The organism is Shewanella sp. SM101 (assembly GCF_025654465.1).
In the GTDB taxonomy this organism is placed as follows: Bacteria; Pseudomonadota; Gammaproteobacteria; order Enterobacterales; family Shewanellaceae; genus Shewanella; species Shewanella oncorhynchi.
Genome location: NZ_JAKKRH010000029.1, coordinates 1 through 12,724 on the forward strand (window position 1 = coordinate 1; position 12,724 = coordinate 12,724).

Sequence of the window (12,724 nt, forward strand, 5' to 3'; positions counted from 1 at the left end):
CACGTTTAATCGAACGGTTAAAAACACTCTTGCCTGCTTGATTAACTCCACATACTTGGAAGATATTTTTTGCGAGATCAATTCCTATTAGTGTAACTTTCATTTTGGACACCTTTTGTTGTTATTGAACGTGCAAATTCAATATGGCGTAAATGACGCCTACTTCACAAGAGGTGTCCATCCCATCATCCTTGGATGCTCGACCGCCCCGTCCATGGGGCGGACGGTCGTCTCGCCAATCACCATGGCACACCTTTCGAGCATTCGCGTAATCTGTAGGTTTTAAAGGCATAGGTAGTACACTTTGGGACAGAAATGATTTAGAGCTTAAGCATTAAAGCTCATGCTTCACATTATAATTATTAATGCAAAGCTTCAAGTAAGAGTTAAGAAAGCGGGTTTATGTTCACTGAGAGATGGATGGATTGCAGTTCACTCTCGAAACAAGAAGCTAACCAGAAAGCCTAGGTTAGACGTTCTAAATGAACCGCCCTCGACTTTGGCATCCAGCTTCGCCCTACTTCCTAAATCCATTTAGTCGTGTGCAGAGCCGAATACAGGGTGGTTTGGGGGCTGGAGGTTAGATACCTCCGGCTACCCGATTAAGTGTCAATTACGTAGCCATTCAACAAGATCTATTATACTTTGGTGATCATTGCATGCTTGGGCTAACCCATGAATTGATACATTATTTTTAAATTGCGCCCAAGCGCTTTCATCTTTACTTGTTGTTCCAATATGAGCCTCAATAGCACCTTTTTTCCAAACCCAAATGCTTTGTGCTTTCATTTTATTATGTAAAGAATTTATTAATGGAATTGCGGCTTGCTGACTAGCTAAAGCTTCAAAAGCTTTCGCCGCACTTATTGCATTGGTGTTTTTAGGTAAACCATTCCCATTTAACATCACACCATGGGATTGAACTAAATTAGGAACGAAGCATAGCCTTCAACGCAACTAAATCTTGATCAGTAGATAAAATAAAGTTATCCCTTACTGCACCCGTAAAACAATAATCTAGATCACATATTGCTTTTGAGGGTAAATCCATTGCACCAAGTATTTCTAATGATTTTTTTGTATCGTTAACACCACTTTGCGCGACAAGAGCATATTTTTCCTGTCCCATAGTTAAATTAGCAACTGATTTGAATAAAAAAGGAAGTAAACGTAACTCCGTTTTCCCCTCAGTTAAGATGACATTTTCAGCAAATAAAACTTGATTAGAGTGTGATAAATTAAACAACTGCTCCATCTGATGCATAGAATTAGGCACAACTCTTTGAATAGCATCTGTCAATCTAAGTCTTGAATGAGTGCCATGAGAATCATTTTTTCTAATTAATAATGTTTTTTCAGCTAATTCTGGAGTAATCATTTGAGCTGAGTGAGTAGTAATTAGTACTTGATATCCATTTTCTGATAATGCTACTAAAGCCTCTCTGATTTGCTCAATAGCAAAAGGATGTAAATATAATTCAGGCTCATCGATTAACAATAATGTAGTTGAGCTTGAATTGTTGTTAACTCTTTTAATTTCCGCTAAATATTGAACTAAAGCCATCTGGATAGAACGTTGAGCACCATGACCATACGAAGAAAAGTCTCTACCATTTCCAGTTCCTTCAAAAACTTTTATTGTACCTGCTTTGATCAAATCATCTATTGAAGGCGTGTCAAAGTGAAGTTTTACACTCATGCCTGGAAACAAGTCATTTACTTTAGAGTTAACGTTTTGATCGATTGTTGAAAGTTCCCCAAATCGCATATCTCCGTCAGATGAAATTCGTCTTCCTACCTCATTGAGGTGAAGGTTTAACTCTGTTTCATGCGCCGCTTTTACTGGAGTCAGAAATTCTGCGAGTAACTTCCCAATTGTTGTGGAGGTTTTGGCTTTTGAAGCATCTTCAGCTGCATTTTCCATAGCACCAATTCTGATAGGCTCAGGAAGTAGTACACTAATAGCATTATCAAGACCTGTTGGGTTTACAGCCCACTCAGCTTCTACTTCATCCCATACTGAAATTTTAATATCTGCTGTTTTTTCACTAGGAATTGCTTGAAATCGTCGTATTTTTAACGTTTCATTTTGAATATATTTTCCGATAGAGCTTTTTTGCCTTGGTGGCATTGAATCGAGAAGAGCTTGAGTAACCCGCCGTGTCAGAGTAGTTGTCCTGTCTTCTTTTCACACTAGTTAGAGGCAGACGGCGGGTGGTTAGCAGGTTGAAATGGCTATATCCCCAGAAAGAAAAGAAGCAGTATTAAAGAAGTTATTACCGCCGTTAAATCGCCCCGTGGCGCAGTTGGCTGCAGAGGAAGGCATTTCTGAGCAGACGCTGTACAATTGGCGCAATCAGTTAAAAGCTCAAGGGTATGCCGTGCCGGTAAGTGGACAAAAGCCTGATGATTGGTCAGGAGAAGCAAAGTTAGCGGTCGTCATTGAAACTGCCCCGCTATCTGAAACCGAGTTAAGCCAGTATTGCCGTGAAAAAGGATTGTTGGTTGAGTAAGTGAAAGAGTGGCGCTGTGCCTGTGTGATGGGGACGATGAGCGAGGCTCAGCGTAAGGTCACTGAAAAAAAGCAGGCCAGAGAAGATAAAAAACGGATTAAGCAGTTAGAGCGCGAGCTAAACCGTAAAGAGAAAGCACTGGCGGAGGCGGCAGCGTTGCTGGTGTTGCGAAAAAAGCTCAGAGCGTACTACGACGAGGAAGACGAGGACAGTTAACGTCGGTGAGCGAGCGCAGCTTAAACCTGGGCTGGGTTGATGAAGCCGTATTAGCGGGAGCCGGGCGCGAGAAGGCCGCACAGGAGCTTGAGATACCATTACGCTCACTTCGCCGCTGGCGGGATGAACAAGGTGTGGTGCTTGAAGATAAGCGACCAGCGGCAATCCGGCCACAGCCAAAGAATAAGCTCAGTGAAGCCGAGCGCGAGCAGATAGTGGCGACGTGTAATGATGAGAACTATGCCAGCTTACCGCCATCACAGATTGTGCCAAGGCTGGCAGATGAAAGCATCTATCTGGCTTCAGAATCGACGATGTATCGGGTGCTTAAAGCGGCAAGACAGCAACACCACCGAGGCAAAAGCAAAGCACCGGTGAGTCGGGCTAAGCCCACCAGTTACAGTGCCTCAGCCCCAAATCAGGTGTGGTGTTGGGACATCAGCTATATGCCGTCAGGCATTCGTGGGCTGTACTGGTATTTATATGCCATTATCGATATTTATAGCCGCAAGTTAGTGGCGTGGGAAGTACACGAAAAGGAATGCAGCCAGTTGGCCAGTGAGTTGGTACAACGCGCGGTACTACGGGAGCAGTGCCTGTTGAAACCACTGGTATTGCACTCGGATAACGGTAGTCCTATGAAAGGCAGCACACTCAGGGTGAAGTTGCAGGAGCTGGGGGTCACGTCTTCATTCAGCAGACCCAGAGTGAGCAATGATAATCCGTATGTGGAGTCGCTGTTCAAAACCCTGAAATACTGCCCGCAGTGGCCATCAGGTGGCTTTGCCACCTTAGAAAGCGCCAGAGTGTGGATGTTGGAGTTTACCGGCTTTTACAACAATGAGCATCGTCACAGTGGTATCCGATTCGTGACACCGGCGCAGCGCCATAAGCTGCAAGATGTGGGGCTTCTGGCAAAGCGTAAAAACGTGTATGAACAAGCGAAATCAGCGCATCCAGAGCGATGGGCTGGCAGAGCAACAAGAAACTGGAACCCTATAGGGTCAGTAAGTCTGAATCCAGATCGGGAAATCGTGCAGGTTCAGGCAGCAGCATAAAACGGGAAAATCGGACAACTACCTTGAAAAACTCCGGTAACACCTTCTATAGTTGCGATTACTTCAATTGGCTGAGTAGCATCGAAAAAGTCTTTTTCTGGTAAACTAGATTTTTTAAGTAACCATTGAATAGCAGACAAGCAATTCGATTTACCTGCATTATTATAACCAACTAAAGGAGTAAAACTTGACAGTTTAAACTCTGCATCAATGACAGATTTGAAGTTTTTTATTACTACATTCGATATTTTGTGGGACATAATTCCTCCATGATGTGCCAGCCTATCCTTTGACACTTAGCGTATGTATAGTGCGCATGCACAGTTAACTATCAGTGTGCAAAGAACTTATCAGCTTTTTATCAAATACACCATCCGGAAAAACGCGCATGCGCATTTTCTAAATCTATTATCTAACCGACATAAAACTTAAGAATTTAATTTTTAATAGTTTTATCTTTACAGTATTGGGATAACGCGCATGTAATTTAAGTAAAAGCACTCAATACTAGGCATTTATGAACACAACTGTATAGCATTTCAATTTTGATCAGTCATGATGAAGAGCTAAAAGTCGGGTTAAAAAGCAGAACTAATAGATAAGGATTTGTAGGGCAAGTAGTTCGTCAATTTTCGATTCACTAAACGAGTGCTAGCAAACTTTGGGGCAAAAGGATAAATGACGGTGGAACAACTTGTTCAATATTTGGGATAAGGTCGCCGCTTCGCGCAGCCTAACCTTATTTGTTAGACTTTGAAAACATTTGGATAATTAAGAACCTCATAAGTATTCTTACATGCATTGATAATTTTGGTTTTTCTTTGCTCTTTTGACCATCCATTAATGTATTCACAGTACCATTCGTCCTCGAGAACTGTAAAATCGCCAAATGAACTAGGATAGTCAAGTTTTACGTTTGCATTATATATCATTGAAACACCAACTTCTGGGGTTAAAGATCCGTCAACCACCTCTTTCATTAAAACTTTGGCATAACCTTCAATTGCTTCTTCATCGTTTGGTCGTTCAATATCTAGTTCTGATAAAACTCTATTGAAGTAATCATCGGCTTCGAATTCATTTATAGGCTTTATGAGTGTAGCTAAAATAGCAATATATGGCGTATCTACACCTTGTTCAAGCAAGCTCATAGCCCATGCACACTTATACTCACTGCCACCGCAGACCATAGCGATTTGCCCCATAGCTTTGTATGTTTCAATTTTCTGCGATTCAGAGAACATTTCTTCAATAGTTCCTAACGCTTTTCTTAATTTGCACCAAAAACTGATTCACGATTTGCATCGAAAAATGATCCACCGAAGTAAGTTTGTAAATGGAGGCGAACAGTTCCTGATGACTACATTGTCTCATTACTAAAATTTGGTCAATCTAAAAGCACCAAGTCGTACATATTAAGTCATTGCTTAATTGGAATGGGGCAATAGCTTTTTAGCTAAACAAACAGCAGAAGTGTCAGTTAAGTTGGCATTGTTGTACCAGTGACCGTTGGCGGCATGGATGCTGCCGTCGAGCCTATAGGGATATATTTACGGCGAGTCACTGGGGAAGCAATGACAATTCATGCTGCACAACTGACAACAAAGTTATCTTGCTTTAGGGCAATATCTTTTAGCTAAACGAGCAGCTAGAGGGTTAGTTAAGATTGGTATTGTTGCACCAGTGACCTTCTAAAACAGGATGTTTTAGCTGAGCCCTCAGGGAGGCTTATTTTGAAAGAAATAGACGAGTCACAGGGGAAACAATGACAATGAATACAGCACAACTGACGACAAAGTTATCTTGCTTTGTGCATTAGCTTTTTAGCTAAACAAACAGCGAAAGGGTTAGTTAAAATTGTCATTGTTGCACCTGTAACCTTCTAAAACAGGGATATTTTATTAGAGCCCTCAGGGAGGCTTCTTGTTAAATAAAGAGGTGACGAGTCACTGGGGAAACAATGACAATTGATGCGTCACAACTGACAACAACTTTATTTTGCTTTTGGGCAAAAAGAAAAGCCCGCGGCTGCGAGCTTGGCGTCACTTAAAATCAACGGAATAAAAGGACTGGCTTAACGGTAAGTCAGCGTTGTGGTATCCGTTAACTTGTCGTTATCTTTAACGGTCAGTTCAACTGTGTGTTGTCCACGGCGGGCAAGGCGCAATACCACTTGACCGTTAGCGCGGGTGCCATTGTCGAACGTCCATTTATGTTGCTTGATTACGCCATCGGTATCATAGCTAGTCGAGATAAACATATCGACTAACCATAAATTAATACGCTGAATTTGCGCAACGGGTGGTTGTTTCACGTTATCAGCAACCACTGTCACCATTTGCGACGTGCTATGGGTTAGGCCGTCGTTATCAGTCACAGTTAGCGTGACCAGATACTCGCCGCTTTGGCTATAACTGTGAGTCACTACCTCACCCATTGCGACGGTATTATCACCAAAGCTCCACTCTGCTGACACGATTTGTCCGTCGCTGTCGGTTGAAGTGGATGTCAGCTGCACCGCAGCACCATTCACCACTTGGGTGAAACTGGCCACTGGCGCGACTTTTTCCGCGTCGAGCAAGAGTGAAATCACCACAGGATCGTGATCCGATGAGCGATACGCATCAGTGGCAAATAAGTCTTGGATTTGAGTAGGCGTCTTAAACTCTTCGTTGTAATCCAATACGCGCGGTTCGTCGGTATTGATATGCCACTGCGTCACATCCACCACTTTATCCACCAGGGCAGCGTTTGCTAAAGCATGGTCCAACTGACCCGATTCAGCCGAGAACACATAGGAATAAGGATTTGGCTTTTCAAGTTTGGCAAACAGCTCACTAAAGCCTGCATTACCTAAAGCAGTTAATGGATCTTCCTTCGCATAGGCGTTCAAATCACCAATCAGCAGTACGCCTTGATCTGGATATTGCTCGCTGATCCATTGACCTGCAGCCGTCGCCGCACGGGTACGAGTGATATTACAGTTGCCTTGACCGTCGTTAAGATCAGGTTCGCCTGCACATTCACTGCCTTTAGATTTAAAGTGATTAACCGCAACAACCACGCCTTCTTCACTGCCGTTCACGCTAAAGGCTTGCGTCAGCATTGGACGGTTTTTGCTATCGTCAAACAGGGGCTGTTGATCGCTATCTAATGGCGAATTCGCACTAGATAGAATACGTGCAGCGCCCTGCGGCGTGACTTTATCGCTGCGATAAATCAAGCCAACTGTGATGGCATCGGTGCCAATCACATTCATGCCTGTTGGCGCGATATAAACGTACCGCGCTTCACCCACTGCGGCATTCAAACCTGCGACTAAATCGGCAATGGCTGAATTAGCGCCAAAGCCATCATTTTCAATTTCCATCAAACCGAATACGTCGGCACTAATGCCCACCATGGCGCTGACAATCTTCGCTTTTTGACGCTCAAATTCGCTCAACGTATTGGCACCACGGGCGGTTGGGAAACCTGCACCTTGGCCATCACCATTGAAGTAGTTAAGCACGTTAAAGCTAGCGACTTTTAGATTACCGCCATCATTCAATGTGGGCGCAACAGGGCGTGGGTTTTCCGCCACAAAGTTCACCGTTTCGATTGGCATAATGCGATACAGATTAAAGCCATAGTGCATTACACCCGTAAGCGATGTGGCTTTATCGCCTACACGCACTGTGTTTGATGCGCTCAAACCAGGAGCGGGGAATTGCACAGGATCAGGATTCTGCGCCGTTAAACCGTCATCCAATAAAATACTGTCACGTTGGTTGGCTGCACTCACCGCCAGCGCATCCGCGCCCGGTGCAGCCACCTGCGTACCAATAAAGTGGCGCTGACTGCCTAATGAAATCTCGCCATAACGACCGAGGTTATAGACTTCATTCACCACTAAATCTTGGCTAAAACGAACACGCATGCCCTCAAAGGGCTCAAAATCATCACTGCTGTTAACTGGTAAGGCCACTAGCGCGGCCGTTGGTAACGTTTGTCCTGTAGCACACAACTTGTGTTCTGATAAAGTCGTTAGTTCAGTTAAGCCTTGATATTCAGTGACTTTGGCTTTTAAACGAATACGATCGCCTGCCACATAAGCTGTGGGCGCAGTGCCGGTATACACAAACACCCCTTCCGAGGTTTGGGGATCACTATCGGCTTCATTATCAGCCATTTGCACGAAAATGCCCTTAAGACCAGCTTCTTGATTACTGACGACAACCGCCTCAACCACTAAAGTTTGACCATTGAGAGGGCTGGCAGCGCCCGCGCCTTGAAGCGCATGAATTGCTGTGGCTTCTTCGCCGCACACTAAAGAGCTTGGTGGAGGGTCGACGGGATCGGTTGGCGTACCCGCACTGAACTTACCAAGATCAGAAACATCATCCTTAGCAAAACCTAGCCAAGTGCTAAAGCTTACTGCATCAGTACTGATAGGATCGGCAATCAGCAGATCAGGATTACGGCGCAGGGTATTATCTTGAGTGGAGAGATCACCACTGCCCCACTCGGCACCGGGATCGACACCGACTTGACCTAAACTATCAATGACTTGATTTTGATAGGTCAGTTCAATCGCATCGTCGCCGTTAAAGAAGCTGGCGTTACTCTGTTGATTTGTGACCGCAAGGATATCGGCAGAAGAGTCATTATCGGCAACCACATAAGTCGCCCCCGCCGCTAATGATCCAGTGAGCGCAATGGTCGTGCCGACGTTTGTGCTGCCATTAAAATAGAAGCGCAATTGGTATTGGCTTAAATCAATAGCGCCCGCGGTTGGGTTATACAGTTCGATAGCTTTATTATTGCTGCTGCCTTCGACGTATTCAGAAATGATCAAATTATCCGCGCCATGGGCAAGCCCACAAACGCTGCTGATGGCTAACGCCAGCACAGTTTTAGTGTTAAACATTGAGACCCCTAAATGTATTGTTTTAATATTTGGTATTTAATTGATGCGCTTAGATGCTTCAAGGTGATATCACCTCGAAGACTGACGATACTATAGGCGGTCAAGGTTACAAATTGGTTGCATCAAAGTTGCAACTTAAGGTGGATATTATTCGCGCGATTTAGCGATCAGAACTAGGAAGAAAGCAGTACGGAAGATGCAGGCCGCACTACACAGTGCGGCTAGAGATAAATCGAGGTTAATCAAGTAAGCAGAACCAATGGATGACAATCCTGACACAGGGTTATAAGGGCTGAAGCTTTTCATCGAGTAAACTGACGAGCAGTAACTCACCTTGCAAATTCACTCTAAACTCACCGTATTTAGCTGCACTAAAATGATCGGCTTGTCCTTCTTCAAAGAAAAAGCTGTTCGATGCGAGCTTAATTTGATTACCACGGACACGAAACTGCACTCGTAGTTGATCTTTACCGAGTGCTTGGTCGGTATAAAAGTCCACAAAACGCGCCACTTTTTGCCCATCGACAGCCAGCAATAACTGGCCCTGCATTTGTTGCGGCGCTAAGGCACTACGCACATCGCGCGCAATGGCATATTCAAGCGCCATGTAATCACCCTGCATTAATGAGCGCGGATCGACCGGTGCTAATGCAAAACGCACCACTTGGCCGTGATTAAGCAGTTGTTCGAATTTGAAAATTCGCCAATTCACGCCAGCGAGAATCGTCACTGTTGTGAATAATACGAGCCCAAGCGCCCATTTATGTGAAGCCGACAGTTTTCCCATCACATAGTCTCCTTGGCATTTTCATTAGCAGGAAATAACCGCCACATCACTAACCTTGCCACTAACAGCAAGGCGCCTAAGCCCATCAAATAACCAGATTTAAGTAACAGAGTCGTCTCTAGGGAATAATAATACCCGCTGACAAATAACAGCGCCGACACCATTCCCATACCTTTCAACCAAGACTCGTTGCAATAATGACCAAGCAAGATCAATAGAATAGCCGTTGATAAACCCTGCATAGGTAAGGATAAACCGCTAACGATGACTAAACCGATAACACACCCCAGCGCCGCTGGTGAGCTTAGTGATTGCTGGCGCTCGCGCAAGATTGTCACCAATAAAAATCCGCAAATAGCGAAAATAATCAACAGATGAGTCAGTGTCAGCCACAGGCTTTGCTGCCAAGGGCTAAATAAGGCTTCAAAAATACTGTCCATACTAAAAGCGTGCATCAACTGCAACGAAAGCAAGGCGAGTGCGAAGCCATAGATGAGCATCCGAGCCCTGCGATAATGACGCCCGAACTGATTGATATTTAATAACACTAGACTAATGACTACGGCAAAAAGGCTCGGGCTAAAATTGAGCAGTTCAAATTTTGCCATCAGGCCAATCACGCACCAACTTAAGCAAAAAGCGAATACAAACTGGGCTAGCCCATGGGCAATCAAGCCCCACAATAACAATGTAATACCCGCCATACAGAGATACCATGTGAGGCTAAAATCATTGTTAATTAAATCAAATAATCCCCATGCCACACTGATCAAACCACTCAAACAGGCGGCAAAAGCAAATTGTTCAATAAAAATCTGTTGCCGCGGTAAAAAATACAGCCCAATCCCCAAGGCTAAATAGGTTAAGCCGATAAATAAAATGACATCTTCTTCAACATGCTCAAAAATGGCACCAAACGCTGCCATCATAAAGCTCAATAAAAACAACGCAGCTATCCAAGCAGCAAACGCCTGCATAGTGGCAATATACCAAGGGATATCATGGTCTTCTGACATTTGAGCTGCACTAACATTGCCTTCGGCATACAAAGCTTGCCAGAGTTTGATTAGACTTAATTCACTCGAAGCGTCGATTGAATTAAGTCTATCAGTGCAGGGTCGAGTGATCATTTCGCTATCCTGTAAACCATTATTGTTGCTCATGAACATCTCCCACGCTCACGCTCCCTTGGCTGGCGATTCCTACAAACTGTGGTTTAAGTTTCCGGCTTAGCTCCCTCAACCAAATACTCAAACCTGTGCTTGCCAAAATGATATAAAGCCCAATAAACAAAAATCCACCTATGGGGTCATTATCCTCAAACATCAGCTTTATCAGTAACGCGGCGCCTACGGCAATCAAGCTAAAACCGCCCAAGGCCAAGGGATATATGCGTGGTAATCTATAACGAAAAATAACGAATCCGAATATAAGATGGGCAAAATAACCACAGAAAATCCCAGTGCTGAAGCTGTCACGTTCAAGGAAATCGTCGAAAATAAGCCAAGTGATTAACCAAGTAAAACAGCCCATAGCAAACAATGAACAAACATATTCAAGGATTGGCGCATGCCAGCGCCCCGCGACTTTGTTGTCTAAAAGTACGAAAGCATAATAGATAATTAAATTCAAACAGATAAAGATCAGCAATTGTCCTTGAGCGCCCCAAAATAATCCCCAGAAATGGGAAAAGGAATCCAGAAATATCCCTATGCTGAGGTTTAGCAATCCCACCAGCAACAGCCACAAACCATCAAATCCCGCCACCCAAGCAAAGGGTAAGATAACGAATGCCCATAGCGCAAATAACTGCCAAGGATCGGCGCCCGTTTGATAGGTTTGCCCAACTAACGCTAATAAGCCACCAACTAACACACTTGCGGCCAGTAGCACGCCATTGGCGGTCGTCGCACCAAAAGTGCTGTCTTTACGATAAGAACTAACAGGGGAATAAATATTGGCACGATAATAGAGCCAAGCAAATGCGCTGATAGCGAGTATTATCGCCACTTCAATCAGTCCAAATTTGGCAAATCGCCCCAAAGATTGCCAATTATAGGCAAAGAAAAAAATCACCCCACAGGCAAAACTTAACGCACCGAACCAGAGTAATAAATGAGCAATTAAGCGACGCCAACTCGACCCATCCGGCAAGACAGTCACCTGTCGATAAAGCTTATTCGCCTGCTCTTGCGTGATATGTCCCTGTTCAACCCAACCACACACTTGAGATTTTATCTTGCTCAATGTGAAATCTCCCTCATCCTGTTTGCGCTAGCTTACTATGACAGATTTAAAATTCGCACTTTATCGACAGCATTGAACAAATTAAATTGTGTATACTTGTAAAAAATCATTCATGCTAAAAATAACAAGGGGTGACTATGATATTGAGCCAGTTGTGTCGTCTACTCTTTTGTTTAGCCTTAAGCATTAGCGCATTTACCACGGCTATCGCCCAAGATAAAGTTCAGTCGCCAGCGATTCCCGAGTCAATTCCGACAATTCATGTCGGTGGTTATCAATTTGCTCCCTATGTCCATCAACAACAAGACAGCCGTTACACAGGTCTCACACTCGATATCATTAATGCATTAAATCAAGTACAACAAGAAGTGGTCTTTAAATTTGCCGTCACCAGTATTGAGCACAGATATAAAGCCCATTCCTTAGGTCGATTCGACATGATGCTCTTTGAGAATCCCGCTTGGGGATGGCAAAAAATAGCGACTCAGTTTATTCCGCTACATATGATAGATGGTGAAGTCTTTATTGCACTTAAAACTAAAGCTCATAACCAAAGCTATTTCAAAAACTTAACCAACAAGTCAATTGCGTTCATCAAAGGATATCACTACCAGTTTGCCCACTTTGAAACCGATGCGAATACGCTGGCAAAGCAATTTCGTCCCTTGTTCGTCAGTCACAATAACGCCTCTATCGAAAGTATTCTACGTGAACGCGCCGACCTAGCGCCCGTGACTAACTCTTACTTACAGTATTATTTAAAGGTTCATCCAGAAGAGAGAAAATTACTTTTAATATCAGATGAATGGGACCAAAAATACGCCAATGGCATTTTACTCAACCCCAGTTCACAGCTCGATAGCAAAAGGCTCTCACACTGGATTGAACTGCTCATCAATAATGGTAAACTCGCTGAACTCGCCGCCCAATACGGTATTCAATTAACCCCATAATTCACTGTTTGTTTTTCAAACTCTTACGCTTCAATCGCGAT

At 44.0% G+C, this 12,724-nt stretch carries 9 protein-coding genes and 2 pseudogenes; 2 read left to right on the top strand and 9 right to left on the bottom strand.

What is annotated here, in order from left to right; all coding sequences use genetic code 11:
* From L5M38_RS15780 to L5M38_RS15790, 3 genes and pseudogenes are all read right to left on the bottom strand, one after another.
* Positions 1–103 (bottom strand): annotated as a pseudogene (locus tag L5M38_RS15780) (IS110 family transposase); the annotation flags it as partial.
* A gap of 506 nt (positions 104–609) precedes the next feature.
* Positions 610–906 carry a hypothetical protein gene (locus L5M38_RS15785; RefSeq protein ID WP_263179624.1) on the bottom strand — a complete coding sequence of 99 codons (297 nt, stop codon included), beginning with the start codon at positions 904–906 and terminating at the stop codon, positions 610–612.
* A 22-nt stretch (positions 907–928) separates the two neighbouring features.
* Complete coding sequence (locus tag L5M38_RS15790; protein WP_263179625.1) at positions 929–2,131, bottom strand: ATP-dependent nuclease; 1,203 nt, start codon at positions 2,129–2,131, stop codon at positions 929–931.
* A 100-nt stretch (positions 2,132–2,231) separates the two neighbouring features.
* Between L5M38_RS15790 and L5M38_RS15795 the strand changes: the two are divergent.
* Positions 2,232–3,787, top strand: a pseudogene (locus L5M38_RS15795) (IS3 family transposase).
* Here the strand turns inward: L5M38_RS15795 and L5M38_RS15800 are convergent.
* From L5M38_RS15800 to L5M38_RS15825, 6 genes are all read right to left on the bottom strand, one after another.
* Positions 3,772–4,047, bottom strand: a complete 276-nt coding sequence (locus tag L5M38_RS15800) for an ATP-binding protein (RefSeq protein ID WP_263179626.1) — start codon at positions 4,045–4,047, stop codon at positions 3,772–3,774. The pseudogene L5M38_RS15795 and the gene L5M38_RS15800 sit on opposite strands and share 16 nt — an antisense overlap.
* Before the next feature lie 486 nt (positions 4,048–4,533).
* Positions 4,534–5,031, bottom strand: coding sequence for a hypothetical protein (locus tag L5M38_RS15805; protein WP_263166492.1), 498 nt, complete (start codon positions 5,029–5,031; stop codon positions 4,534–4,536).
* An 830-nt stretch (positions 5,032–5,861) separates the two neighbouring features.
* Entirely contained in the window at positions 5,862–8,696 is a 2,835-nt protein-coding gene (locus L5M38_RS15810) for an ExeM/NucH family extracellular endonuclease (protein ID WP_263179627.1), read from the bottom strand.
* Between the two features lie 283 nt (positions 8,697–8,979).
* Positions 8,980–9,483 (bottom strand): GDYXXLXY domain-containing protein, encoded by a 504-nt coding sequence (locus L5M38_RS15815; RefSeq protein WP_263179628.1) that lies wholly within the window; start codon positions 9,481–9,483, stop codon positions 8,980–8,982.
* Positions 9,483–10,613 carry a DUF4401 domain-containing protein gene (locus L5M38_RS15820; RefSeq protein ID WP_411568978.1) on the bottom strand — a complete coding sequence of 377 codons (1,131 nt, stop codon included), beginning with the start codon at positions 10,611–10,613 and terminating at the stop codon, positions 9,483–9,485. The genes L5M38_RS15815 and L5M38_RS15820 overlap by 1 nt, the downstream gene beginning before the upstream one ends.
* Positions 10,614–10,632: 19 nt before the next feature.
* Positions 10,633–11,730, bottom strand: a complete 1,098-nt coding sequence (locus L5M38_RS15825; RefSeq protein WP_263179630.1) for a DUF2157 domain-containing protein — start codon at positions 11,728–11,730, stop codon at positions 10,633–10,635.
* A 137-nt stretch (positions 11,731–11,867) separates the two neighbouring features.
* Between L5M38_RS15825 and L5M38_RS15830 the strand changes: the two genes are divergently transcribed.
* On the top strand, positions 11,868–12,683 hold the full coding sequence (locus tag L5M38_RS15830) for a substrate-binding periplasmic protein (RefSeq protein WP_263179631.1): 816 nt from the start codon (positions 11,868–11,870) through the stop codon (positions 12,681–12,683).
* Positions 12,684–12,724 lie beyond the last annotated feature (41 nt).